The sequence below is a fragment of the Tsukamurella asaccharolytica genome (genome assembly GCF_007858435.1).
Taxonomy (GTDB): domain Bacteria; phylum Actinomycetota; class Actinomycetes; order Mycobacteriales; family Mycobacteriaceae; genus Tsukamurella; species Tsukamurella asaccharolytica.
The window spans coordinates 37530-61739 of record NZ_VIGW01000015.1 but is presented as its reverse complement, the minus strand read 5'-3'; the positions used below and the strand labels follow the sequence as shown (position 1 = coordinate 61739).

Annotated in this window: 26 protein-coding genes; 23 read left to right on the top strand and 3 right to left on the bottom strand. The window is 68.5% G+C overall.

Annotated features, from left to right (window positions below; all coding sequences use genetic code 11):
- The 3 genes from metK to FK529_RS17995 form a co-directional block, all read left to right on the top strand.
- A partial coding sequence (gene metK / locus FK529_RS18005) for a methionine adenosyltransferase (protein WP_146563802.1) occupies nucleotides 1–806 on the top strand: 806 nt, incomplete at its 5' end.
- A 53-nt stretch (nucleotides 807–859) separates the two neighbouring features.
- Complete coding sequence (ahcY, locus tag FK529_RS18000; RefSeq protein ID WP_146563800.1) at nucleotides 860–2350, top strand: adenosylhomocysteinase; 1491 nt, start codon at nucleotides 860–862, stop codon at nucleotides 2348–2350.
- A 50-nt stretch (nucleotides 2351–2400) separates the two neighbouring features.
- Entirely contained in the window at nucleotides 2401–2919 is a 519-nt protein-coding gene (locus tag FK529_RS17995; protein WP_158635149.1) for an FAS1-like dehydratase domain-containing protein, read from the top strand.
- A gap of 29 nt (nucleotides 2920–2948) precedes the next feature.
- On the opposite strand, the gene FK529_RS17990 is transcribed toward FK529_RS17995, so the two are convergent.
- Entirely contained in the window at nucleotides 2949–3200 is a 252-nt protein-coding gene (locus tag FK529_RS17990) for a hypothetical protein (RefSeq protein WP_146563796.1), read from the bottom strand.
- An 80-nt stretch (nucleotides 3201–3280) separates the two neighbouring features.
- On the opposite strand from FK529_RS17990, the gene aroC reads away from it, so the two are divergent.
- The 18 genes from aroC to FK529_RS17905 all read left to right on the top strand — a co-directional run bounded on the left by aroC (nucleotide 3281) and on the right by FK529_RS17905 (nucleotide 21440).
- Nucleotides 3281–4486 carry a chorismate synthase gene (gene aroC, locus FK529_RS17985; protein WP_146563794.1) on the top strand — a complete coding sequence of 402 codons (1206 nt, stop codon included), beginning with the start codon at nucleotides 3281–3283 and terminating at the stop codon, nucleotides 4484–4486.
- The gene (locus tag FK529_RS20305; protein WP_146563792.1) at nucleotides 4486–5103 is read left to right on the top strand and encodes a shikimate kinase; all 618 of its coding nucleotides are present in this window, start codon (nucleotides 4486–4488) and stop codon (nucleotides 5101–5103) included. Before aroC ends, FK529_RS20305 begins: the two co-directional genes overlap by 1 nt.
- Nucleotides 5104–5106: 3 nt before the next feature.
- Complete coding sequence (gene aroB / locus FK529_RS20300; protein WP_146563790.1) at nucleotides 5107–6219, top strand: 3-dehydroquinate synthase; 1113 nt, start codon at nucleotides 5107–5109, stop codon at nucleotides 6217–6219.
- 619 nt (nucleotides 6220–6838) lie between these two features.
- Nucleotides 6839–8221, top strand: a complete 1383-nt coding sequence (locus FK529_RS17970; RefSeq protein WP_231703167.1) for a sugar transferase — start codon at nucleotides 6839–6841, stop codon at nucleotides 8219–8221.
- A gap of 42 nt (nucleotides 8222–8263) precedes the next feature.
- Nucleotides 8264–9292, top strand: coding sequence for a GDP-mannose 4,6-dehydratase (gene gmd, locus FK529_RS17965; protein WP_146563786.1), 1029 nt, complete (start codon nucleotides 8264–8266; stop codon nucleotides 9290–9292).
- Entirely contained in the window at nucleotides 9289–10257 is a 969-nt protein-coding gene (locus tag FK529_RS17960) for a GDP-L-fucose synthase family protein (protein WP_231703166.1), read from the top strand. Before gmd ends, FK529_RS17960 begins: the two co-directional genes overlap by 4 nt.
- Nucleotides 10173–11483: a glycosyltransferase gene (locus tag FK529_RS17955; protein ID WP_146563782.1), complete on the top strand. Its 1311-nt coding sequence runs from the start codon at nucleotides 10173–10175 to the stop codon at nucleotides 11481–11483. Before FK529_RS17960 ends, FK529_RS17955 begins: the two co-directional genes overlap by 85 nt.
- Nucleotides 11476–12678 carry a hypothetical protein gene (locus tag FK529_RS17950; RefSeq protein WP_146563780.1) on the top strand — a complete coding sequence of 401 codons (1203 nt, stop codon included), beginning with the start codon at nucleotides 11476–11478 and terminating at the stop codon, nucleotides 12676–12678. The genes FK529_RS17955 and FK529_RS17950 overlap by 8 nt, the downstream gene beginning before the upstream one ends.
- Nucleotides 12675–13805 (top strand): glycosyltransferase, encoded by a 1131-nt coding sequence (locus FK529_RS17945; RefSeq protein WP_146563778.1) that lies wholly within the window; start codon nucleotides 12675–12677, stop codon nucleotides 13803–13805. The genes FK529_RS17950 and FK529_RS17945 overlap by 4 nt, the downstream gene beginning before the upstream one ends.
- A complete protein-coding gene (locus FK529_RS17940) occupies nucleotides 13802–14398 on the top strand; it encodes a YveK family protein (RefSeq protein WP_146563776.1) in 597 nt (198 codons plus the stop codon). The genes FK529_RS17945 and FK529_RS17940 overlap by 4 nt, the downstream gene beginning before the upstream one ends.
- Nucleotides 14379–15113 (top strand): LbetaH domain-containing protein, encoded by a 735-nt coding sequence (locus FK529_RS17935; protein ID WP_146563774.1) that lies wholly within the window; start codon nucleotides 14379–14381, stop codon nucleotides 15111–15113. The genes FK529_RS17940 and FK529_RS17935 overlap by 20 nt, the downstream gene beginning before the upstream one ends.
- 2 nt (nucleotides 15114–15115) lie before the next feature.
- Nucleotides 15116–16450, top strand: coding sequence for an O-antigen ligase family protein (locus FK529_RS17930; RefSeq protein ID WP_146563772.1), 1335 nt, complete (start codon nucleotides 15116–15118; stop codon nucleotides 16448–16450).
- Nucleotides 16447–17052 carry a Wzz/FepE/Etk N-terminal domain-containing protein gene (locus FK529_RS17925; RefSeq protein ID WP_158635147.1) on the top strand — a complete coding sequence of 202 codons (606 nt, stop codon included), beginning with the start codon at nucleotides 16447–16449 and terminating at the stop codon, nucleotides 17050–17052. Before FK529_RS17930 ends, FK529_RS17925 begins: the two co-directional genes overlap by 4 nt.
- On the top strand, nucleotides 17052–17624 hold the full coding sequence (locus FK529_RS17920; RefSeq protein WP_205124405.1) for an LbetaH domain-containing protein: 573 nt from the start codon (nucleotides 17052–17054) through the stop codon (nucleotides 17622–17624). Before FK529_RS17925 ends, FK529_RS17920 begins: the two co-directional genes overlap by 1 nt.
- The gene (locus FK529_RS17915; protein WP_146563768.1) at nucleotides 17614–18444 is read left to right on the top strand and encodes a glycosyltransferase; all 831 of its coding nucleotides are present in this window, start codon (nucleotides 17614–17616) and stop codon (nucleotides 18442–18444) included. The genes FK529_RS17920 and FK529_RS17915 overlap by 11 nt, the downstream gene beginning before the upstream one ends.
- A 1-nt stretch (nucleotide 18445) precedes the next feature.
- Nucleotides 18446–19909 (top strand): lipopolysaccharide biosynthesis protein, encoded by a 1464-nt coding sequence (locus FK529_RS20660; protein ID WP_231703165.1) that lies wholly within the window; start codon nucleotides 18446–18448, stop codon nucleotides 19907–19909.
- A complete protein-coding gene (locus tag FK529_RS17910; RefSeq protein WP_231703170.1) occupies nucleotides 19815–20387 on the top strand; it encodes an SGNH/GDSL hydrolase family protein in 573 nt (190 codons plus the stop codon). The genes FK529_RS20660 and FK529_RS17910 overlap by 95 nt, the downstream gene beginning before the upstream one ends.
- Before the next feature lie 36 nt (nucleotides 20388–20423).
- Nucleotides 20424–21440, top strand: a complete 1017-nt coding sequence (locus FK529_RS17905) for a cellulase family glycosylhydrolase (RefSeq protein WP_146563764.1) — start codon at nucleotides 20424–20426, stop codon at nucleotides 21438–21440.
- Nucleotides 21441–21476: 36 nt separating this feature from the next.
- On the opposite strand, the gene FK529_RS17900 is transcribed toward FK529_RS17905, so the two are convergent.
- Nucleotides 21477–22703, bottom strand: coding sequence for a lipase family protein (locus FK529_RS17900; RefSeq protein ID WP_146563762.1), 1227 nt, complete (start codon nucleotides 22701–22703; stop codon nucleotides 21477–21479).
- A gap of 39 nt (nucleotides 22704–22742) precedes the next feature.
- Here FK529_RS17900 and FK529_RS17895 point away from each other — a divergent pair, with 39 nt between their 5' ends.
- Nucleotides 22743–23015: a hydantoinase B/oxoprolinase family protein gene (locus FK529_RS17895; protein ID WP_146563760.1), complete on the top strand. Its 273-nt coding sequence runs from the start codon at nucleotides 22743–22745 to the stop codon at nucleotides 23013–23015.
- Here the strand turns inward: FK529_RS17895 and FK529_RS17890 are convergent.
- Nucleotides 22976–23641, bottom strand: a complete 666-nt coding sequence (locus FK529_RS17890; protein ID WP_166436435.1) for a TetR/AcrR family transcriptional regulator — start codon at nucleotides 23639–23641, stop codon at nucleotides 22976–22978. The two genes, FK529_RS17895 and FK529_RS17890, sit on opposite strands and share 40 nt — an antisense overlap.
- Before the next feature lie 275 nt (nucleotides 23642–23916).
- Between FK529_RS17890 and FK529_RS20785 the strand changes: the two genes are divergently transcribed.
- Nucleotides 23917–24210, top strand: a complete 294-nt coding sequence (locus FK529_RS20785) for a hypothetical protein (protein ID WP_331456338.1) — start codon at nucleotides 23917–23919, stop codon at nucleotides 24208–24210.

Below are 24210 nucleotides of genomic sequence, written 5' to 3'. Positions count from 1 at the left end.
TGTTCGGCTATGCGTGTTCGGATACGCCGGAGTTGATGCCGTTGCCGATTTCGTTGGCGCATCGGCTCTCGCGTCGGCTGACGGAGGTGCGTAAGAGCGGTGCGTTGCCGTATCTGCGTCCGGATGGCAAGACGCAGGTGACGATCGAGTATGTGGGGGAGCGGCCGGTTCGGTTGGATACCGTGGTGATCTCCAGTCAGCATGCGGCGGATATCGACCTCGATGCGATGTTGGCGCCGGATCTGCGGGCGCAGGTGTTGGATACGGTGATCGCGGATCTGGGTCTGCCGAGTTTGGATACTTCCGAGGTGCGGTTGTTGGTGAATCCGACCGGGAAGTTCGTGTTGGGTGGGCCGATGGGTGATGCGGGGTTGACGGGCCGCAAGATCATCGTGGATACCTATGGGGGTATGGCGCGGCACGGTGGTGGTGCGTTTTCGGGGAAGGATCCGTCGAAGGTGGATCGTTCGGCGGCGTATGCGATGCGGTGGGTGGCGAAGAATGCGGTCGCTGCGGGTTTGGCGGAGCGGATCGAGGTGCAGGTCGCGTATGCGATCGGTAAGGCGGCTCCGGTCGGCTTGTTCGTGGAGACCTTCGGTACGGAGAAGCTGGATCCGTCGACGATTCAGCGGGCGATTACGCAGGTGTTCGATCTGCGTCCGCGTGCGATCATCAATGAGCTCGATCTGCTGCGGCCGATCTATGCGCCGACTGCGGCGTACGGGCATTTCGGTCGTACGGATGTCGACCTGCCGTGGGAGCGCACTGACCGGGTGGACGCGCTACGCACCGCCGCCGGCCTCTGACAGAGAAAACGCACCCTGTCAGGTTCCCCCCCAGCACCGGAAGAAGGATAGTCATGACACGCACAACTGGTGACCTGCAGTCGGATACGGCGAATGGAATCGACTTCAAGGTCGCTGATCTCTCTCTCGCGGAGGCGGGCCGCAAGCAGCTGAGGCTGGCTGAGCATGAGATGCCGGGTCTGATGGCGTTGCGTCGTGAGTACGCCGACGTCAAGCCGCTGCAGGGTGCGCGGATCTCGGGTTCGTTGCATATGACGGTGCAGACCGCGGTGCTCATCGAGACCCTCGTGGAGCTCGGCGCCGAGGTCCGCTGGGCCTCCTGCAACATCTTCTCCACCCAGGACGAGGCCGCCGCGGCCGTCGTCGTCGGCCCGCACGGCACCGTCGAGGCGCCGCAGGGCGTGCCCGTCTTCGCGTGGAAGGGCGAGACCCTGGAGGAGTACTGGTGGGCGGCCGAGCAGATGCTCACCTGGCCGGCCAAGGATGGGGTCGAGCGCCCCGCCAATATGATCCTCGACGACGGTGGCGACGCCACCATGTTGGTGCTGCGCGGCGCGCAGTTCGAGGCCGCCGGCGTCGTCCCGCCCACCGATGAGGATGCCGATAGCGCCGAGTACCAGGTGTTTTTGGCCCTGTTGCGTGAGTCGCTGGCCAAGGACGCGACCAAGTGGTCGAAGATCGCGGAGTCGGTGAAGGGCGTGACCGAGGAGACCACCACCGGTGTGCTGCGGCTGTATCAGTTCGCGGCCGCGGGTGAGTTGGCGTTCCCGGCGATCAACGTCAACGATTCGGTCACCAAGAGCAAGTTCGACAACAAGTACGGCACCCGCCACTCGCTGATCGACGGCATCAACCGCGGCACCGATGTGTTGATCGGTGGCAAGAAGGTGCTGATCACCGGCTACGGCGACGTGGGTAAGGGCTGCGCCGAGTCGCTGGCCGGCCAGGGCGCGCGGGTGCAGGTCACCGAGATCGACCCCATCAATGCGCTGCAGGCGCTGATGGACGGTTTCGACGTGGTGACTGTCGAGCAGGCGATCGGTGATGCGGACATCGTGATCACCTCGACGGGCAACAAGGACATCATCCTGCTCGAGCACATGAAGGCGATGAAGGATCACGCGATCCTGGGCAATATCGGTCACTTCGACAACGAGATCGACATGGCGGGGCTGGAGAGGTCGGGTGCGGTGCGCCTGAACATCAAGCCGCAGGTGGATCAGTGGACGTTCGGTGATACGGGTAAGTCGATCGTGGTGCTGTCGGAGGGGCGGCTGCTGAACCTGGGCAACGCGACCGGCCACCCGTCGTTCGTGATGTCCAACAGCTTCAGCAATCAGGTGATCGCGCAGGTCGAGTTGTGGACCAAGCCGGACGAGTACGACAACGAGGTCTACCGGCTGCCCAAGCACCTCGATGAGAAGGTCGCGAAGATCCACGTCGAGGCGCTGGGTGGCACGCTGACCAAGCTCACCAAGGAGCAGGCCGAGTACATCGGCGTCGACGTCGAGGGCCCGTACAAGCCCGAGCACTACCGCTACTGAACGCCACTGCTGCCGAGCCGATCAACTGTCCAGAGATGAGGAGTCGCCTGGTGTCAGCCACGAAGTGGGAACACTGGTTTCCCGATACGTACAGTGTCTCGCATGACGGTGTGAAGGCGTTCGCCCGGGCGGTGCGATCTCCGCACGTCGACTACGCCTCGGCCGGAATCCTCGCCGATGACTGCCCGGTACCGGGAACCCTGCTGGCCGCGCCGTTGCTGCAGAAGCTCGCGACGATCATCAGCCAGGTGATCCCCGAGTGCAACCTCTCGATGGTCGTACACGCGGCTCAGGAGTTCGCCTATGTGCGCCCGCTGCGGATCGGGGACACCGTGAGCATCGGAACCACTCTCGTGTCGCACATCCAGAAGGCCGGCACCGACCTTCTCACCTTCGAAATGGGCGCCTTCGTCGGTGGGGAACTCGCGGTGTCGGCGTCGGCGCTGATCGTTCATTCGCGCGCTGATCTCGGTGGCGATTCCGCAGCGATGGACGCCGCGGCGGACGCGATCATGATGGTGGGAACCGGGCCGTTCGAGTCGAACGACTATTCATCCGCGCTGCGTTGATCAGGCGCAGCAGCTGGTCATGCGGCCGCTCAGGGGTGGGCGTGCACCGCGCGGGCGATCCACCACACCACGACCCCGACGCCGGTGGCGGTGAGCACCGCGGGCGCGAAGGAGGCCGCGCCGGTGGCCAGGGTGAGCACCGCGCCGAGGGCCAGAACGACCAGCGCGGCGACCAGTGCCTCCGCCTTGTAGCGGGGCCACGCGACACCGAAGACGTCGACGGTGGACCGTTGCGCGTGGCCACGGCGGTCGGCAGTCGAAGATGCGGTGAAGGTGGTCATGAAGTTCACCATAGCCTGCGAACGTGGTTTCGGCTACCCGAACTCACGGTTCGACGGGGCGATCTGGGATGATGGGACCCGTGTTGCGCTGGATGACCGCAGGAGAATCGCACGGCCCCGCCCTCGTGGCCCTCGTGGAGGGCATGGTCGCGGGCGTCGAGGTCACGTCGTCGGACATCGCCGCCCAGTTGGCGCGGCGGCGCCTCGGTTACGGCCGCGGTGCGCGGATGAAGTTCGAGGCCGACAAGGTCACCATCCTCGGTGGTGTCCGGCACGGCCGCACCCAGGCGGGCCCCGTCGCGATCGAGATCGGCAACACCGAGTGGCCGAAGTGGGAGCAGGTCATGTCGGCCGACCCGGTCGACCAGGAGCTGCTCGACGGCATGGCCCGCAACGCGCCGCTCACCCGGCCGCGGCCCGGCCACGCCGACTTCTCGGGGATGCTCAAATACGGTTTCGACGACGCCCGTCCCGTCCTGGAGCGCGCGAGCGCGCGCGAGACGGCGGCCCGCGTCGCCGCCGGCACCGTCGCCCGGAACTTCCTGCGCCAGGCCTTCGGCGCGGAGGTGGTCAGTCATGTCATCTCCATCGGCGCGTCCGAGCCCTACGCCGGCCCGACCCCGTCGGGTGCCGACCTCGACCGGATCGACGCCTCGCCCGTCCGCGCCTTCGGCGAGGCGGCGGAGCAGTCGATGATCGCCGAGATCGAGGCCGCCAAGAAGGATGGGGACACCCTCGGCGGCGTCGTCGAGGTCGTGGTCACGGGGCTGCCGGTGGGCATCGGCTCCGTCGCCTCGGGGGAGAGCCGCCTCGATGCGCGGCTGGCCGCCGCGCTCATGGGCATCCAGGCGATCAAGGGGGTCGAGGTCGGCGATGGCTTCGAGACCGCCCGCCGCCGCGGCAGCGCGGCGCACGACGAGATGCTGCCCGATCAGGGTGGCGTGCTCCGCTCGACCAACCGCGCGGGCGGCGTCGAGGGCGGCATGACCAACGGCGAGGAGTTGCGCGTGCGCGCGGCGATGAAGCCGATCTCCACGGTGCCGCGCGCGCTGCGCACCGTCGACCTGCAGACCGGCACCGAGGCCGTGGCGATCCATCAGCGCAGCGACGTCTGCGCCGTGCCCGCCGCCGGCGTGGTGGCCGAGGCCATGGTGGCGCTGGTCGTCGCGCAGGCGGCGCTCGAGAAGTTCGGCGGCGACAGCCTCGCCGAGACCCGCAGCAACATCGAGCGGTACTCCGAGCAGGTGGCGGCGCGGTTGCAGCGGGTGGCGCCCGAGGCGATCTGATGGGCACCGCGTCCGGCCGCGAGCCGGGGCCCGCGGCGATCCTGATCGGCCCGCCCGGGGCGGGGAAGACGACCATTGGTCGTCGACTCGCGCGGGCCCTCCGAGTCGAGTTCCTCGACGTCGACGAGGAGATCGAGCGCCGCGAGGGCCGGTCCATCCCGCAGATCTTCGCGGGCGACGGCGATGCCGCCTTCCGTGGCATCGAGGAGCAGGTCGTCGCCGACGTCGTCGCGCGCCACCCCGGAGTCGTCTCCCTCGGTGGCGGCGCCGTGCTCTCTCCGACGACCCGCGCCCTGCTCCGCCGGCACCAGGTCGTCTACCTCGAGCTGACCGAGGAGGAGGGGATCCGCCGCACGGTGAACCCGGCCGCGTCGAACCGGCCGCTCCTCACGGGCGACGACCCCGCCGCGGCGTACCGCGCCCTGATGGCGCGGCGCACGCCGATCTACCGTGAACTCGCGACGATCCGCGTTTCCACCGTGGGGCGCGCGCCGTCGTCGGTCGTCCGGCAGGTGCAGCGGCGCCTCAAGGACACCGCGCCCGGGCGCGAACGGCGCGGCCCGTGGCCCAAGCTGCCCACCGTCCTGCGCACGTCCAGCAAGAACCGATCGGAGTAGTAGATGAGCGAGAACCCGGTGAAGGTCCGCGTCGACGCGGGGAGCCCCTACGACGTGGTGATCGGGCGGGGCCTGCTGGACGAGACCGTCGCGGCCGCCGGCGAGGCGAGCAAGGCCGCGATCTTCTACCAGCCGACCCTCGCCGAGACCGCCGAGGCGCTGCGGCAGGCGCTGGCGGACAAGGGGATCGACGCGCACCGCGTCGAGATCCCCGACGCCGAGGCCGGCAAGGAGCTCCAGGTCGCCGGGTTCTGCTGGGAGGTGCTCGGCCGTATCGGTCTGAGCCGTCAGGACGTGATCTACAGCCTCGGCGGCGGCGCCGCGACCGACGTCACCGGCTTCGTCGCGGCCACCTGGATGCGCGGCGTGCCCGTCGTGCACATCCCCACGACGCTGCTCGCCATGGTCGACGCGGCCGTCGGCGGCAAGACCGGGATCAACACCGACGCCGGCAAGAACCTGGTCGGCTCCTTCCACGAGCCGCGCACCGTCATCGTCGATCTGGTGACGCTCGAGACGGTGCCCCGCAACGAGATCGTGGCCGGCATGGCCGAGGTCATCAAGACCGGATTCATCGCCGACCCCGTGATCCTCGATCTGATCGAGAAGGACCCGCAGGCCGCCCTCGACCCCACGGGCGACGTGCTTCCGGAGCTGGTGCGGCGTTCCATCGAGGTCAAGGCGAAGGTGGTCTCCGCCGACCTGAAGGAGTCCTCGTTGCGGGAGATCCTCAACTACGGCCACACACTCGGGCACGCCGTCGAGCGTCGCGAGCGCTACCGGTGGCGCCACGGCGCGGCGGTGTCCGTGGGCCTCATCTACGCCGCGGAGCTCGGCCGGCTCGCGGGACGCCTGGACGATGCGACCGCCGACCGGCACCGCACCGTCCTGGAGTCCGTGGGCCTGCCCACGAGCTACGACGCCGACGCCTTCGGCCAGCTCCTCGAGTACATGGGCAAGGACAAGAAGAACCGCGCCGGGATGCTGCGGTTCGTCGTGCTCGACGGTCTGGCCCGCCCCGGCCGGCTCGAGGCCCCCGACCCCTCGCTGCTGGTCGCCGCCTACTCCGCCGTCGCCAAGGAGGGCACCCAGCCGGGGGGCGCCGTGCTCCTCTAGCACGCTTACCCCGCTAATCGGCCCCGCCCCGTCCACCAACGGGGCGGGGTTTCTCGCTGTCGGGAGTCGAACCGTTGATTTCCGTACGCCGTTCTGGAGTGTGCACTCGATTCAACGAATCGGGCGATTCGCCCATGCGCTCGCCCGACGATTCTTACTCGACGTCAGAATTATTCGTGTCCGAGTTGTTGGATTGCAATTCATTGCAGGATGGGATTTCAAACGAACAGGCTTTGCAATAACAATATAGGCCTCGCGGTTTCGCCTAAAACGGACTTCGATCGCGGATCGTCAACGTCTGCGGCCGGTTGTATTGCACTAAGTATGAACGCGACTCCATTCGCAACCGGTGTCGGCTTATGCGGTTTCCGTGTATGTGATTCGTTCGGATGATTCGTTCATCGTCCGCGAAAGTCGTGGGAATTTCGTTGTAACATTGCCGCCCTAGTGTGAGATACGACGGCTGAGTAAATGGCCTTCGTATTCTTTTGTCCTTCAAGAAGTGGGGGAGTGGATGGTCGTCATTCGTCGCCTCGTCGGCGCGGGATCGGCAGAGCCGAACACCGGCCGTGCGGTGCTGGCGCGCCCTAATGCCGGCAGGGTGCGGCACGTTCAGCGAGTGCGTACGGCGGATACTGCCGTCATCACGGCGGCGGTCCTGGCCGCCCAGGTGGTTCGCTTCGGCGGCGATCCGTTCGCGCCCTTCGCCTCGACGCAGGTCCCGCTGCTCGTCTTCTCCCTTGCGCTCATCGTGTTGTGGAAACTGGCATTGCACCTGTCCCAGGCGGATGACGAACGGGTCATCGGGTCCGCGGTGGCCGAGTACAACAGCGTGTTGACCGGCAGTCTCGGTCTCGTCGGCTGCCTGGCACTCGCGGGCATGGCCACGAACTTCGTCTTCGCCCGTGGCTACTGGGCGTTGGCCTTCGGACTGGGAATCGCGGGCCTGCTCGCGTCCCGGACGGTATGGCGGCGCAGGGTGAGCGCCGAGCGTCGTTCGGGACGCCTCACGACCTCGTTGCTGGTACTCGGCGACACCGCGTCCGCGCGGAGGTTCCTCACCTCTGTGCGAGCGAACCCCGATCGCGGGTATCGCGTGGAGGGGGTGGTCCTCTCGGACACTGCCGACCGCATGCCCTTCCGTGACGACATGCCGATCGTCTTCCCCGACCTCGAGGCGGGGCTCGCGGCACTTCGGGGGCGCGAGGAGAGTGCGGTCGCACTCACGGCGATCGATGCGCTCGAGGTCGCCGCTATGCGCGAGCTCATGTGGCGGCTCGACGAACTGCACATCGACCTCATGGTGGCACCGGAGATGCTGACTGTCGCGGGTCCCCGCGTGACATTTCGCTCCGATGCCGGTCTGCCTCTGATGCACATCGAACGGCCGCGGTACCTGCGGGCGACCACGACGATGAAGCGCTCGTTCGACCTCCTACTCGGAGGCGGCCTGCTGATCGTCTTCGCGCCGCTGCTGGTCGCGGTTGCGCTTGCTGTGAAGCTCGGCGACGGAGGTCCGATCTTCTATCGCGCGGAGCGGATGGGGCTGGCGGACAAGCCGTTCGGCATGTGGAAGTTCCGCACCATGGTCGTCGGCGCGGATCTGATGCTCGCCGAGCTCGCCGACCGCAATGAGGCCGCCGGCGTGTTGTTCAAGATTCGCGATGACCCTCGCGTCACGCGGGTGGGGCGAGTGCTGCGCCGCTACAGCATCGACGAGCTGCCGCAGTTGTTCAACGTCCTCGGGGGCACCATGAGCCTCGTCGGACCGAGGCCGCCGCTGCTCTCGGAAGTCGCCGCGTACGACGCGATCACCACGAAACGGATGCTGGTGCGCCCCGGCATGACCGGCCTGTGGCAGGTCTCGGGTCGCAGCAACCTCTCCTGGGAGGAGACGGTGCACCTCGACCTGAGCTACGTCGAGAACTGGTCCCTCGCAGCCGATCTCCAGATCCTCTGGCGCACTTTCCGCGCCGTCCGCGACCACCACGGCGCGTACTGACCGCCGCCCACCCCCCGCTTCCCGAGTAAGGACGACAATCCCATGGCGAAAACCGCACTCATCACCGGTATCACGGGCCAGGACGGCTCGTACCTGGCCGAGCTCCTGCTCGCGAAGGGTTACGAGGTGCACGGCATCATCCGTCGTGCGTCCACGTTCAACACCGCACGCATCGATCACCTCTACGAGGACTCGCACGAGAAGGACGCCCGCCTGTTCCTGCACTACGGCGACCTCAGTGACGGCGCGCGCCTGGTGACGCTGCTCTCCGACGTGGCTCCGACCGAGGTCTACAACCTGGCCGCGCAGTCGCACGTGCGGGTCAGCTTCGATGAGCCGGAGCACACGGGCGACACCACCGGTATCGGCTCCACCCGGCTCCTCGAAGCGGTCCGGATGTCGAAGATCGACTGCCGCTACTACCAGGCTTCGACGTCGGAGATGTTCGGCGCGACACCGCCTCCGCAGAACGAAGACACGATGTTCTACCCGCGCTCGCCCTACGGCGCCGCCAAGGTCTACTCCTACTGGATGACCCGCAACTACCGCGAGGCGTACGACATGTTCGCAGTCAATGGCATCCTCTTCAACCACGAGTCCCCGCGGCGCGGCGAGACCTTCGTGACCCGCAAGATCACGCGCGCCGTCGCCCGCATCAAGGCGGGACTCGAGGAGTACCTGTACATGGGCAACCTCGACGCCATCCGTGATTGGGGCTACGCGCCGGAGTACGTCGAGGGCATGTGGCGGATGTTGCAGGTGGACGAGCCGAACGACTTCGTCCTGGCGACGGGCGTCCAGTGCACGGTCCGTGAGTTCCTGGAGACGGCCTTCGAGCACGCGGGTCTCGACTGGGAGCGTCACGTGCGGTTCGACGAGCGCTACCTGCGCCCCACGGAGGTCGACGCACTGATCGGCGACGCGACCCGTGCCGCGGAGCTACTCGACTGGAAGGCGCAGGTGCACGCGCAGGAACTGGCGAAGATCATGGTGGACGCCGACATCGCAGCGCTCGACTGCGCCAGCCGTCCATGGATCGACCGGCCCGTCTTCTCTGGAGCTCACGCGTGACCGGCCGGTTCGCGCCGGGGCCCCTCGATCGAGACGCGCTCGTCTACGTTGCGGGACACCGCGGACTCGTCGGGTCTGCGATCGTCCGAGCGCTCATCCGGGCGGGGCACACCAACGTCATCGGGTACACCAGCGCTCAGCTGGACCTGCGTGACCGCAGCGCCACTATGGACTTTCTCGCGGATGCACGGCCTCGGACGGTCATCCTCGCAGCGGCGCGGGTCGGCGGTATCGCCGCGAACAACGCCGAGCCGGTGGAATTCCTGTCCGACAACCTGCGTATCCAGACCAACGTGATGGACGGTGCCCTCGCGGCCGGGGTGCCTCGCCTGCTGTTCCTCGGATCGTCGTGCATCTACCCCAAGTACGCGGAGCAGCCGATCCGGGAGGACTCGCTCCTCACGGGAACGCTGGAACCGACCAACGACGCCTACGCCATCGCCAAGATCGCCGGCATCATCGGCGTGCAGTCAGTCCGGCGCGAGTACGGTCTGCCGTGGATCTCCGCGATGCCGACGAACCTCTACGGCCCCGGAGACAACTTCGACCCGCAGGGCAGTCACCTGCTCCCGGCACTCATCCGTCGGTACCGAGAAGCCGTCGAGACCGGTGCGGGCGAAGTAGTGAACTGGGGGAGCGGCACGCCGCGCAGGGAGTTGTTGCACGTCGACGACATGGCCGCCGCGTGCCTGCACCTGCTGGAGACCTACGATGGAGCCACCCAGGTCAACGTGGGCACCGGCGTCGACCACACCATCGCCGAGATCGCGGCGATGGTGGCGCGCGCGACGGGCTACACGGGATCGACCCGGTGGGACGCCACCAAGCCGGACGGTACTCCGCGCAAAGTGCTCGACGTCCGCTCGTTGGCGGCTCTGGGATGGCGGAGCACCATCGCCCTGCAAAGCGGTATCGACGAGACCGTCGCGTGGTACGCCGCCAACCGGAATCTGGTGCGGGCCTGAATATGCGGATCACCATCATAGGGCTGAACTTCGCTCCAGAAGTCACGGGAATCGCGCCGTACACGACTGCGATCGCGGAGGGACTCGCCGCCCGGGGACACGAGGTCGAGGTGCTCGCAGGACTCCCGCACTACCCGGGGTGGCGTGAGATCCCCGGCTATCGTGGGCGCTCCGTCGAACGTCTCGGACGTGCGACCGTGCGGCGTATCGGGCACTACGTCCCGCAAGGACATTCCATGCGGGGCAGGCTCCGCATGGAGCTCAGTTTCGGCCGCCTCGTCGCAGCGCGGCGCTGGGACTCGCCCGATGTGGTGCTCACCGTCAGCCCGTCCCTCTTGGCGGCGGGGGCGGTGGTCGCCGCGGCCCATGTGCGGAGGGTGCCGAGTGTTGTTGTGGTGCAAGACCTGTACGGCAAGAGCGCGGGCGAGACCGATGCCCTGAGCGCGGCTGCCGGAGCCCTCACTCGGCTGGAGAGGGCGATTCTGTCGGCAGCCTCCCGGGTGGTGGTGATCCATGACCGGTTCGCGGCGACGGTGGCATCCCTCGGGATCCCGGCACACCGGATCAACACCGTGCGCAACTGGACGCACGTACCCGACGCGGGCGTCGTCGACGTCGCCGCCGTCCGCGCGGGGCTGGGGTGGAGCCCCGACGAGATCGTCGTCCTGCACACGGGGAACATGGGGATGAAGCAGGGCCTGGAGAACGTCGTCGAGGCGGCGCGGATCGCGGACGCACGCGGCCTACGGATGCGGTTCAGCCTGGTCGGGGGCGGCAATCAGCACGATCATCTGGTCGCGTCCGCCGCGGGCGTCGCGTCGATCGAGTTCCGGGATCCGCTTCCGCCGAAGGACTTCCTGTGCGCCCTGCGCGCCGCCGACGTGCTACTGGTCAACGAGCGACCGGGCGTCGCCGAGATGGCGGTGCCGAGCAAGCTCACCTCGTATTTCGCCAGCGGGCGTCCTGTAGTCGCGGCGACCGATGCGGGGAGCACGACGTCGGCCGAAGTGCACGCGGCCGGCGCGGGAACGGTCGTTCCCGCCGGGCGACCTCAGGCACTCGTCGACGCCTGCCTGGACATGGCCGCGGACGTCGATCGGGCCGCAGCGTGTGGGGCGGCGGCTAAGGATTTCGCCGCGCAGCGTCTGGGCGCCGCGCACGCGATCGCCGAGTACGAGGGCGTCTGCCGATCCGTGATGGAGACGGGGAGGTCCGTTCATGCCTGAGACCGTCCGAGTCGGCGAGCTGGACCGCCGGTTCGCCGGCGGTCCCATCGTGTGCGTCGTCGGACCGGTGCACGGCACGCAGCAGATGCTGTTACCGCGCCTGACCGCTATGTACCGATCGGGTCCGCAGAACCGGGTCGGAGTGCTGCCGGATCCGGCGGGCCAGCGATGGCTCCGCATCGCGCCGGACCGGTCGTGGATCGCGCGTGACCCCGACTTCGACCCTGAGGACATCGGCGCGGCGGTGCGGCGTTTGCATGACCGGGTGAACGTACCGCCCATCCAGGTCGCCGTCGAGCGTGAGCACCTCCTGATGCGCGTCGACCACGGTGTCGGAGACATGGGTCTCGTGTTCGAGATCATTGCCGCGCTCTCGCAGCCGGGTGGGCCGACGACCACGGGCTTCGTCGATCCGGCACCGCGTTACGGCCTGCGCGGTGCGGTCCTCCGCATCGTCTCCCGCGAGGTCTTTCGCGATCCGGTGGGTACCGCGCGTTGCTTCCGAGCAGTCACCCGCGGGCGGCGCCGCCGTGCTGAGCCGGCGGCCGAGTTCCGAGCGCTCCCGGGCGGCGTCGTCGACGCGCACTCGGTGTTCGTGCGGTCCGATTCCGACTACCTCACGGCACTCACCGCGGCGCGTGGAGCCGGAGGCGGATCCGCCTCGGTGAGCGCACTACTCGCGCAGGCGTTCGCGGAGGAGATTGCCGCGCTCGAGCCGGGCGTCACGGACGTCCACGTCGTCGTCAGCCTGCGGGGTCGAGTGGGCGGTGATCGGGACACGGCGGGCAACCTCACAGCGGTCGTGACCGTCCCAGTCCAACCGCTCTCCGCCTTCGCGGCCCGATTCGACGTGCGGGTGCGTTCTGCGGAGGCTCCGATCAAGCTGGCCCTGTCGCTCATCTCACGGACAGCGACGCCGCGGGCCGGGGGCGCATCCGCACCGGGGCCGTCGTTGTCGGTCTCGAACGTGACGAGGGCGGCGGCCGGCGCCAGAATCGGGTGGGCGGGCGTCCCGGACAGACGGACCTGTGCCGTGGGAGCGCCGCTCAACGACCGGGGAGCGATCGCTGTCATGCTCACGCAGGTGGCGGCGCAAGTCACGGCCACGGCCCATTTCGATGCGGCGGTGTACGCCCCGGTTCTCGTCGAGCAGGCCGTCGCACGTGCGTTGTCCGGCGATCGGTGGACCCGATGAGGATCCTTCAGATCGCGACCCTGTTCAGTCCCGACGGCGCGTACGGCGGGCCCACGCGGGTCGCCGTCAATCAGTGCCGAGCGTTGCGGGCGCGCGGACACGACGTGATCATCGCCGGTGGTGCCGACGGGTACGCCACGCCTCCCGTGCAGATCGACGGTGTGCCGGCGCGGCTCTCCCGGGCCCGACGGGTACTGCCCGGTGCCGGTTTCGCGGGCCTCGCGGCGCCGGGGATCCTCCGACTGCTGGCCCAGGTGCGTGCAGAGATCGATGTTGTGCACGTCCACCTCGCGCGCGATCTGGTCACCCTTCCCGCGCTGCGTCTGGCGCAGCTGATGGGGTTACCGACCGTGGCCCAGACGCACGGGATGATCGACCTCAGCGGCAACCCGCTCGCGGGGCCTCTGGATCGAGCCCTCACCGGGCCGGCTCTGCGCGCGGCGGGCGCGGTCCTTCACCTCACGGACGCGGAGCGGCGTGATCTGGCCGCTGCGATACCCGGTGATCTTGCGTTCACCGAACTGCCGAACGGCGTTCCCGAGCCGGAGGGCCGCGTCGCGGCCACGGCGCCGCCCGAGGTGCTGTTCCTTGCGCGACTGCAGGAACGCAAACGCCCCGAGCTTTTCGTCGACGTCGCGCGAGAACTCTTGCGGGACGGCGTCGATGCGGTGTTCACGGTGGCCGGACCCGATGGCGGACGTCGATCCGCTGTCGTCAGCGCCGCCGGATGCGCGGTCCGCGTCGAGGACGCGGTGGATCCGGACCGGGTCTCCGAACGGATCGGACACGCGTCGGTCTACGTCCTGCCTTCCGTCGACGAGCCGTATCCGATGGCGGTACTCGAGGCGATGGCCGTCGGCCGTCCGGTCGTGATCACCGAGAGTTGCGGTCTGGCCACCGTCGTCCGTCGCAGCGGGTGCGGCATCGTCGTGGACGAGTCGAAGGAAGGACTGCGCGCGGGGATCGAGGCCATGCTCCGCGACCCCGCCGCTGCCGCGGAGATGGGCGTGAGGGGCGCGGCCGTCGCCCGCGCGCGCTTCGGCATGCCTGCCATCGCCGAGCAGTTGGAAACCGTGTACCGCCTTGTGCTCAGTGTGAAGAATGACGCATCGGAGGTCCGAGGATGAGGCGGTCGCGCGCAGTCGCGTGCGTCATCACTGTCGGGATCGTCCTCGGCGCGCTGGCGGGCGTGCTCGCCGACAGGTTCGGTACGCGCGAGTACGAGGCCACCGCGTTCGTGGTCACCTCGGCCGACGATGTCATTTCGGATCCGAGCTCGGTCTTCCAGAGCTCGTACGGCGTGTGGCGCATCCCCGAGTACGAGGCGATCGTGCGCTCAGAGAGTTTTCTCACCCGCGTGGTCGCCGACAAGCGTCTCGGGGTATCACCCGACGAACTCGCGGAACGCATCCACACGGGCACGGCTGCGAAGAAGTCCGCGGTGCTGACGATCAGCGCCGTCGACGGCTCCGCGCTCATCGCAGCGGCACTGGCGAACTCCGTCGCGGAGGCGCTCGCCGAGGTGATCGGCGAGCGGGAACACAGCGTGGACGTACGCGCCACTGTCGCTGCCGCCGCCGTGCCGCCGCAACACTCGAATTCCCCGCCGCTGTCGCTCGTCGTGGCGCAGCCTGCGGTCGCCGGAGCGGTCATCGCCTGGGCACTGATAGTTCCGATCGTCCGATCAAGGAGGACACATCGTGGCACTCGCACTTCGTAAGCCAGAGGACCGGTCGGGGTTGGTGGCACTGATCGTGTGGCTACTGCCCGGCTCGCGACTGAAGACCCGATTGCTGAACGCGCTCGGTAACGACATCCACCCCGACGTGACGATCGGGCCGAACATCGTCGTCGCATGCGGTCCGTTCCGTGTATCCGAGAGAGCTCGGGTAGGTGCCCTCAACACATTCCGCAACATGGCCGAGGTGCGGATCGGAGCCGGGTGCTTCTTGGGGAACCTCAACTCAGTGACCGCGCACCCGGACTTCCAGCCGGACCATCCGTGGGCGGGCAGGCTCATCCTCGATCCCGAGTCGGGAGTGACCAGCAGGCACTACCTGGACTGCTCCGGCGAGATCCGAATCCACCGGATGGCCGCGATCGGTGGCGTGCAGTCGATCCTGCAATCGCACGAGATCGACCTGCGCCGTAATGAGCCGAGCATCGGCCGGATCTCCATCGGCGAATACGGGTTGACTGCGACCCGAGCTCTGGTCCTCAAGGATGCGCACGTACCCCCGCGGTCCGTGCTCGCCGCCGGCGGGGTACTGATGCGCGGCGACACCGAGGGCAAGGAGGGCGTCTACGCCGGCAACCCCGCGCGGTTCGTCAAGGAACTGCGGGACGCGAAGTGGATGAGCCGCTCCGAGCTGGACACGCCGGTGCGTCGGGCAGCCGCGGCCCGGGTGGACTCGACCGCCGAGGTGACGGACTGACCATGGTTCTCCTTCTCGCGGCTGCGGCGACGCTGCTCCTGTTCGGCGCACTGCTTCCGCTGTCCACTCTTCGGCTACCGCCCGGCGTGCAACGCCGGGCGGCGGTGCTGACGGTGCTCCTCACCGCGTGGCCCGCGTCGTGGACCTTCTTGCTCGGGCCGTTGCTCTTCGGTGGTGCGGCGCCGTCGTTCTATCCCGCCATCTGGTACGGCCCCGCTATGGTTGCGGGTTTCGCGATGCTGGTGCAGAACCTGAACTCCCCGAACGCGCGGCCCGCGCGGGCGGCGATGTTGATCGCCAGCGTCAGCGTCCTCACCCTGCTCTCAGTGGTGCTCGCTCCGAAGAACTCCAGCGACATCATCCGATGGGGCATGGCCGCGATTCTTCTGTCCGGGGCTCTGGTGTCCGCAGAACGCGTTCCGGCGCGGGCGATCATGGTGGGGTGCAGGGTCGCTCTGGCCTGGACGGCGATGTCCGTGCTGGCTGCAGTGGTGATGAACCCGGCGGTGATCAGCGAATGCCGGGCGGATAAGTGCGGCATCGCCGGGCGAGTCCTGACCTCGCCGTTCGCCGGGAACGGCAACATCCTCGGCCTGTACGTCGCGATGCTCCTGCCGTTCGCCCTGCACCGCGCAGGGCTGTTCCGCGCCGGTGTGACTGTCGTCGGCGTCCTGGGCGTCTGCGAGCTCGCCGGTTCGCGTTCCGCGCTGATCGGTGTCGCCGTGGCCACCGTCGGGTATCTCGCGCTCGCGGCGACCACTTCGCCCCGCGTCCGGTCGGCGATCATCGCCGTGGGCCTCGTCGCCTGTCTCGCAGGATCTCTCGTGCCCGCGTTGATGGTGTACGGGAACGAAGCATTCACGTTTCGCGGGACCCTCTGGAACCGGGCGAAGGACTTCGTCGTCGACCGCCCGGTCTTCGGGTCCGGACCGACGGCGTGGGAGAAGTTCGGACTCACCTCGGTCGACGACGCGAACTACTCACCGCACAACATCTGGCTGGACACTGCTGTCTCCGTCGGGCTCTGGGGTGTGGCCGTGATGGTCGCGGCGATGGTGCTGCACCTGTGGCGCAGTGACGTCGATGATCGTGCCGCGATCGGCTTGTACCTCTGCACGCTGCTGGGCATCGGTGCGCTCGAGTCGTTGTTCGTCCCGTACTTCCTCGGGATCGCCCCGTTCGTCGCCGTTCTTCCACTCCTCGTCGGCGGCGCCCCTGATGCGCCGCCGGACCCAGCTCCTCCGCCGGTCGGGGACCCGCCCGATCACGACACCCAACGACCAATTCCGGCGGCCACGACCGTGGCGGCCACGACACCGGGAGACCCATGGACATGATGATCAACCTCGTCCGTCGCAGAATCGCACTGATCCTGCTCTGCGCCGTGATCGGTGCGGCGGTCGCGGCTGCCCTCGCGCTTACGGGCGAGCAGTCCTACAGGGCCACCGCCAGGCTCTTCGTCGCCACCTCCGCCCAGGACGTGGCCACCGCGAGCCAAGGCGACCTCGCGGCCAAGTCGCGGGTGCGTACGTACGCCGCGCTCGCCACCAGCGAGGACATTCTCCGCCAGGCGGCGAAGCGGGTCACGACCGACACCAGCGCGTCGGACCTCGGTTCGGCGGTCGTGGTGTCCAACCCTCCGGACACGGTGCTGCTCGACATCTCGGCGACCGCGAGCGATCCCGCAGTCGCAGCGGCGAAGGCGCAAGCACTCGCGGATCAGATGGTGGCCACGGCGACCGTCGTCGAGAAGCCGATCAGGTCCGGTCCGCCGTCGATCGGTCTGGTGGTGCTCCAGCCGGCGGCGAGCGGCATCACCACCGTGCCGAAGTTCGATCCGATCACCTTCGGCGTCTACACCGGAGGCGGCCTCCTCGGTGGGCTGGTCCTCGCGCTCCTGATTCCCGAGCGCTTCCGACTCCGGCGGCGCAAGCGGTGATGATCGGGCCGGACGCCGGCACCGGTCAGCCGGGCGTTTTCCGGGATCTGTCGACGTTCGACGGATCCCGGATCGATCGCGGTCGCCCGGTCGCGGTGCGGTGCCTGTGGCTCGCGGTGTCGGGCACGGTCCTCATGCGCTGGTGGTTGCCCAACCGGGCGCGGATCGCCGTACTCCGCGCGTTTGGCGCCGTGATCGGAAAAGGGTGCATCGTGCGGCACCGGGTCCGCATCGAGCTGCCGTGGTTTCTCGAGATCGGCGATCACACGTGGATCGGCGAAGGCGTCTGGATCATCGACAAGGCACCCGTGCGCATCGGATCGCACGTGTGCGTCTCCCAGGGGGCGGTGCTCTGCGCGGCGAGCCACGATCCGCGGCGCTCCGACTTCCCCGAGATCGATCGTCCCGTGACCATCGGCGACGGTGCCTGGGTCGCCTTGGGAGCCACAGTCCTCTCCGGCGTGACCGTCGGGACCAATGCCGTGGTCAGGGCCGGTGAGGTAGCGGCGCGGGACATACCCTCCGTCCGCCCCGTGACGGCGCACAGGAAAGGTGAAGACGATGATCGCTGACCGAGGTCGGGCGGCCCCGACGATCTCAGTGCTGATGCCCGCCTACAACCCCGGACGCTTCCTCGAAGCGGCTATCCGGAGTGCAGTGGAGCAACTGGGCGCCGAGGACGAGCTCGTCGTGCAGGACGCGAACTCGGACGACGGTTCCGCAGAGGTCTTCGCCGCGTGGGCGGCGGCCGATCCCCGCGTCCGAGTGGTCCATGAGAAGGACTGCGGACAGAGTGATGCGCTCAATCGCTGTCTCGCACGGGCACGCGGGCAGTGGTGCGTCTGGCTCAATGCCGACGACGTGCTCGTCGACGGAGCGCTCGATGCCGTGCGCACTGCCATCGCGCACGGGGAGGACCTTGATCTGGTGGTCGGGGCGAATCAGATCCTGCGTGCCGAGGGAGACGTGGTCGATGACTACTCGGGCCACGCGTTGACCCGAGCACACCTCGTCGGCAAGGGCTGCGCGGCGTTCTCGGGATCGATCGCGATGCGCACCGGATTCCTGCAAGAGGTGGGTGGATTCGACGCCCGACTGAACACGATGATGGATCTGGAACTGCAACTGAGGATGGCCGAGGCGCGGCCGAACCAGGTCGTCCTCGAGCAGGTCATCGGTGCCCTGCGGTTCCACGAGGTGTCGAAGTCGGCGAACCTGTGGCGGGAGTTCGTGGCGGAGAGCCACGAGGTGCGGATGGCGCACGCCGATACGCCAGCGCTGAAGGCGACGGCTCTGCTGTGCACGGGGATGCATCTGGCGGCGGTCCCGATCTTCCGCCTACGGCTTTCTCCGATGTACCGCGCGGTGCGCAAATCGGTGGTTCGGCGCTGACGTGGGACGACATTCGGCGCCGCCGAAGCGCAGCGTGGTGGGTTCGGCGATAGGGCGGGTGATCGCCCGCGTGGTGAGCTCGTTCGCCCTCGGCGCCTGTCTCATCCTCCTTGCGCGCGGCACCGATCCGCACTCGCTCGGTGTCTTCATGACCGCCTACGCGATCGCCCTGATCGTCGGTGTCGCGGTCGGATTCGGAGCGCCGACGAGGGTTCTGCGCGCGCCCGCGGAGGCGCACGGAACGGCGGCGGCGCTGTACCGCGTGCATACGGGCGTGGTGTGCGCGGTCCTCGGTGCGGGTGCGATCGGTGCTCTGGGCTACTCGACGATCGCCGCAGCGGGGGTGGTGTTCGCGTGGGGCGACACGGTGTTGAACTACGCGCAGGCGCACCTCGCGGCGATGGGCCGTGATCTCGCCGGGAACCTCCTCATCCTGGCGCATCGGCTGGTGCCGCTGCTCGTCGCCGCGCTCTCCCTACTGACGCAGGGGGGTGTGTCGTTCGTCGTCTTCGGGATCGCCTCGCTCGTGCCTGTCGTGCTCGGAGTCCTCGTTCCCCGAAGACGTTCCGAGCGTTCGATCGCCGTCGGGCGCGGGGCCGTCTTCGGGCCGGGATGGACGGGGTACCTCGGTTTCACGGGCGCGGCGATGATCAGCCAACTCCAGGTACCGGTCCTCGGTGCTGCCGGCGGCCCGGCGATGACCGCGCCCTACGCTCTGGCGGCGCGCGTGACCGGGCCCATCACCCTGGTCACGGCATCGCTCACACAGGTGTTGGTTCCGGAGCTCGCACGCCGCCGCGACGAACCGGAGCGATTCCGCCGGATCTTCCGCACGATCGTGCTCGGCTGCGCGATCTACCTGGTCGTCATCCTGATGCTGTGCTGGCCCGCGGCCCAGGTCGTGACGGCGCTGGCGGGGCCCCAGTATCGCGATGCGACGCTGCTCGTCGCCGCGTGCATCGTGGCCGCCGGGCTGAGTGCCAACAGCCAGGGGCTCAACGTCAAACTGCTCGCCCTGGGTCGGCCGCACCGGGCGACGGTCCCGATCCTCGTCGGCAACGTGGTCGGACTGGTGGTGCTCTACGCCACCGGGACGACGGCAGATCTTCGGTCGGTCGCGTGGGCGCCGATCGTCACGGAAGTCGTGGTGCTGGCGTTGATGTCGCTGGCCGTCACGCAGACAGCGCTGGATCCGCTCAGGGGCGGCGCAGGAGAGGAACGGCCTAATGGTCAGCGTATGGAGGGCCGTGCGAGCGGCTTCGGTCGTACTGATGGTGACGGCATCGAGCGGATGCGCGACGCAGTTCGTCGATCCGGTGTCGTCGGTGCCGGTGTCCGCGGCGCCCACGTGGACGGGGGTTCGAGTCGCCATCGTCGGGGACAGCTTCACGGCGGGCACCCAGTTCGGCGGTCAGGGGGAGGCGAACTGGGTCGCGCGGACGAGGTCCAAACTTCAACGCGATAACGCGGCGATCGATCTCGCCGTGTCCGCGTACGGGGGCCAAGGATACCTCGCACGTGGCGAGGGCGGGCACACGTTCGGCGACAGTGAGAAGGCCGTCGTGGATGCCGACACCGTCGCCATGGTCGTCTTCGGAGGCTCGAACGACATCAATGCCAAGGGAGATCTGACCAAGGCGGTGCAGGCGCTCTGCGTGAGCGCGAAGTCGACTGCGCGTGACATCAAGATCCTCCTCGTCACGCCCGCATGGCCGAGTTCGGCCGCCGGGGTGGTGGCGGTCGCGGATAATGCGGCGGCGCTCAAGAACGCCGCCCGGGGCTGCCCCGCCGAGGCGTTCGATCCCGTTGCCGACAGGTGGTTCCCCGACTTGGACAAGCGACGCAGGGACTACATCGGCAGCGATGGCATCCACCCCACCGACGCCGCCCACGAAGTCTTCGCGGACCGGATCTATCCGTGGATCAAGAAGTTCGCGAAGTAGTGGGGACGTCTCACCGGGAGAGGGAATGATGATCAGATGATCATCGCTCGATTGTTGGCCGCCGTGATATTGATCGTCTCCGGGATGTCGGCGAACGCTCAGCCGGCACGCGCGGCCGTGTGGATTCCGGTGGGTGTCGCCACCGTGTGCACGCTGCAGCCGGGATGCGATCCGTATGACGAGGCCGCGAAGACCGCAGCCGTCGGGGGCAAACTGACGAGGATTCCCGTGCCGTGGAACCTGGTCCAGTCGTACTCGGCGGCGTCGTACGACTGGAGCCGCGTCGATGCCGCCGTCGCCGGCGCGCGGAACGCCGGACTGATGGTCCTCCTGGTCCTCTACGGGCCCGCGCCGGTCTGGGCACAGGCTCCCGGCGCTAATCCCAGCGGGACCGGGAACCCGCCCGCTGACCCGCGGACCTTCGGAACCTTCGCGCAGGCGACCGCGCAGAGGTATGCGTCGCGGGTGAGCGCTTTCGAGGTGTGGAACGAGCCCAATCTCCCGCACTATTTGCAGCCGCCCACCGCCGCCACCTACGTGCCGCTCCTCAAGGCGGCCTACGAGGGCATCCGTGCGGCGGGTGCTCAGCAGCCCGTCGTCTCCGGCGGTACGTCCAGCTCGCCGGACGGCACGCCCGACATCACGTTCCTCCGCGACATGTACGCGGCGGGCGGCAAACCCTACTTCGATGCCGTCGGCGTGCACCCGTACACCTTCCCCAACCCGATCACGGGCACTGGCTCAGGAGTCCTGATCAACGGCTACCAGATCATGCAGTCGAACGGTGACGCCGCGAAGAAGATGTGGATCACCGAGTACGGCCAACCCACCGGAAGCAGCGTGGTGTCGGTCTCGGAGCAACAGCAGGCCCAGATCCTCGTCGATGCGGTTCAACGGACGCAGCAGCTGAATTGGGTCGGGGTCTTCGTCGTCTTCAATACGCGCGACCTCAGCGCCGATCCCACCGTGATGGACGCCAACTTCGGCCTCTTCCGCTACGACGGGAGCCCCAAACAGTCCGCGTTCGCGCTCAGATCGCTCCTGGTCGGCTGAGTCGCAGCCCGCCACGTCGTAAGGGACGTGGCGGGATCAGCGCGTCGGACGCGCGCCGTCCTGGCAGGTGGAACGCGGTGCGCGATTCGACATTCGCTCGTACAACCACGCGGTCACCTCGCTCAGATCCGCGGGGTCGTAGTGGCCTCCGGCGCGCTCGCGGTGCTCGACCGGGACACCGGCTGCACACAGGCGGGATACGGCCGCGGCCGTCCAGCGCGGCAGGATCAGTTCGTCGCCGGTGCCGTTGATGACGAGGGTCGGAATCGCCCGGTTCGGGCGCTGCGGGAGCTGGTTATCGCTCAGGTACTGCAGGAAGCGTCGACTGCCTTCCTGACTCGCTGCTGTGCCGTCGGGACGCACGTCGGCAGGACCGATCGGCGGTCCCGATGGATCGATCCAGGGCTTGGGCGCCGATCCGGCGCACCCCTTGGTGAAGCCATCGGCGTGCGCGAGCAGGGTGCCGTGCAGGACGTCCGAGGTCTTCATGTCGGGGTAAGAGGCCTGCGCCCCGAAAACGAGTTGCGGCAGGATCGAGTACTGGGCGCCGTTGAGGGTCCCACCTTCGATCAGCGGCGCGAATTCGAGAGACAGGGCCGGGACGGCCATCGCGTTGGCGACGATCCGTAGCTCCGGCGCCGCTGTGGGGGCGAGTTCCGCGGCCGCTTCGGTGGCGCGCCCGCCCTGCGAGATCCCGAGCAGGAAGACCCGGTCGGAGAGCGGTTCGCCGATGCGCCGCGCCGCACGGACAGCGCCGAGCACATCGTTGCCGTGACTTCGCGCATTCAGGTACGGGTGGCGCCCGGCGGAGCCCAACCCCAGGTAGTCCGGCATCACCACTGCGGCGCGCAGCTCCTTGAGCGCGGCCAGGACCACGGGGAGGTTCTGGAACATCCCCTCGTCGAGGGTCGGTGCGCACTGGGGACGGACGCCGGTGGTGCCGTGCCCGAAGGCAACGACCGGCCACCCGCCGGCGGGGGGAGTCCCGGTCGGTACGTACACACCGCCCGTCGCGGCGGTCGGCGCACCGTCGGGACCGATCGTCGTGTACGTGATGTCCGTGGCGGAGGACGTGGCATTCTGCAGGCTCTTGCTCGCGTGCGCGGCCGGCCGGGCGTCGACGAGGCTCCCCAGCGCCCGCTGGTCGGATCCGAGGGCGACCGAGGCGAAGGTCTTGTCGGGCGTGGGCGCGCTCGAATCGCCGCACGCCACAGCGATGGTCGCCAGCAGAGCGCAGATCGAAGCGCGGAGAATGCGTTGCACACCATCAGAGTAGGGAATCGGGACGGTAGCGTCGAAGGAGTGAGCGAGAAGCGGAACTACGACCAGGAATCGGCGGTGCTGCAGGTGCGGACGGGTGTCGCCGGGCGCTCGGCCCGCCTGGGGCACCGACTCACTCTGCGCGCCGGGACGTGGACGGCCGAGGCCACGGTCGAGGACGGCGCGCCGACACAGCTGACGGTCACCGTCGACGCTAAGTCGCTGGACGTCGTCTCCGGCGGGGGCGGGCTGACGCCGCTCAGTGCTCTGAGGGGTCAGAGCCCCAGCATCTCGACGGTACGCTCGACCGTGTAGTCGAAGAGTGCATTGGCGGGCTCGAGCGTGTTCGCGAACTGCCCGAACAGCTCGAAGCTCACGGCGCCGAACAGCTGCGTCCAGGCCATGACGCCGAGCGCGAGCTGCGCCGGGTCGGCGTCCGTGGCCACCACGTCGGCGACGGCGCGCAGCTGCTCGTCCAGCTCGCCCGACGGTGCCGGCGCCCCGCCCGCACCGAATCCCGCGATCCTGGCGAAGACGCCCGACGTGCGGATCGCCGCGGCGGTCGTCTCCGGCGGCGCGTGGTAACCGGGGACGGGGGAGCCGTACAGCAGCGTGTACTCGTGCGGGTGGTGCAGGGCCCACGCGCGGACGGCGCGCGCCGCGGCGATCCATCTCGCGCGCGGCTCGACGGCCGCGTCGGCGGCGGCCTCGACCGCGTCGCCCAGGGCGTTGTAGGCGTCGGTGATGAGCGCCGTGAGGAGCGCGTCGCGGCTGGGGAAGTATCGGTACACCGCCGACGAGGCCAGTCCCAGGTCTCGGGCGACGGCGCGCAGCGAGAGCGCGGCCGCGCCCACCTCCTGGAGCTGTTCCCGAGCACTCCGAGTGATCTCGGCGGTGAGTTCGGCGCGGGCGCGCTCGCGGGCGGTCAGGGAGGCGTTCACCTCTCGATCATTGCACTGATCCGAAAGCAGAGCACTGCTCTTGACAACAGTGCGCGGGCAGCGGAGCATGAGATTGAAACGAGAGCAGTGCTCACACTTTGGAGGAATCGTGACCCCACCCGCCGCCGACCACACCCGCCCTGGCCGCACGGCCACCGCCTTCAACAGCGCGGTCGCGTGGCTCTCCCGCCGCGGTGTCTCCGTCTACGGCAGGCAGTAGGGAACTCGCAATCCGTGGGCGGAAGTCCGGGGAGTGGCGCACGGTCCCCGTCAACGTGCTCGTCGTCGACGGTGCCGAGTACCTCGTCGCGGCGCGCGGCGTCACCCAGTGGGTGCGGAACCTGCGCGCTGCCGGCGCGGGGGAGCTCCGGCACGGGCGGACCGTCGAAGCATTCACCGCGACGGAGGTCACGGATCCGGCTGCGAAGGTGCCCGTGCTGCGCGCGTACCTGCGCAAGTGGGCCTGGGAGGTGGGCGCGTTCTTCCCGGGCCTCTCCTCCGGCAGCACCGACGACGAGCTCGCCGCCGCCGCGGTCCGCTACCCGGTGTTCGTCGTCACCCGCTCGTGA

Coding starts and splice junctions, on each gene's coding strand:
- ahcY (WP_146563800.1), top strand. CDS start 860: ATGACACGCACAACTGGTGACCTGCAGTCGGATACGGCGAATGGAATC.
- FK529_RS17990 (WP_146563796.1), bottom strand. CDS start 3,200: ATGACCACCTTCACCGCATCTTCGACTGCCGACCGCCGTGGCCACGCG.
- FK529_RS20305 (WP_146563792.1), top strand. CDS start 4,486: ATGGGCACCGCGTCCGGCCGCGAGCCGGGGCCCGCGGCGATCCTGATC.
- aroB (WP_146563790.1), top strand. CDS start 5,107: ATGAGCGAGAACCCGGTGAAGGTCCGCGTCGACGCGGGGAGCCCCTAC.
- gmd (WP_146563786.1), top strand. CDS start 8,264: ATGGCGAAAACCGCACTCATCACCGGTATCACGGGCCAGGACGGCTCG.
- FK529_RS17955 (WP_146563782.1), top strand. CDS start 10,173: ATGGCGGAGCACCATCGCCCTGCAAAGCGGTATCGACGAGACCGTCGC.
- FK529_RS17950 (WP_146563780.1), top strand. CDS start 11,476: ATGCCTGAGACCGTCCGAGTCGGCGAGCTGGACCGCCGGTTCGCCGGC.
- FK529_RS17945 (WP_146563778.1), top strand. CDS start 12,675: ATGAGGATCCTTCAGATCGCGACCCTGTTCAGTCCCGACGGCGCGTAC.
- FK529_RS17940 (WP_146563776.1), top strand. CDS start 13,802: ATGAGGCGGTCGCGCGCAGTCGCGTGCGTCATCACTGTCGGGATCGTC.
- FK529_RS17930 (WP_146563772.1), top strand. CDS start 15,116: ATGGTTCTCCTTCTCGCGGCTGCGGCGACGCTGCTCCTGTTCGGCGCA.
- FK529_RS17925 (WP_158635147.1), top strand. CDS start 16,447: ATGATGATCAACCTCGTCCGTCGCAGAATCGCACTGATCCTGCTCTGC.
- FK529_RS17920 (WP_205124405.1), top strand. CDS start 17,052: ATGATCGGGCCGGACGCCGGCACCGGTCAGCCGGGCGTTTTCCGGGAT.
- FK529_RS17915 (WP_146563768.1), top strand. CDS start 17,614: ATGATCGCTGACCGAGGTCGGGCGGCCCCGACGATCTCAGTGCTGATG.
- FK529_RS17905 (WP_146563764.1), top strand. CDS start 20,424: ATGATCATCGCTCGATTGTTGGCCGCCGTGATATTGATCGTCTCCGGG.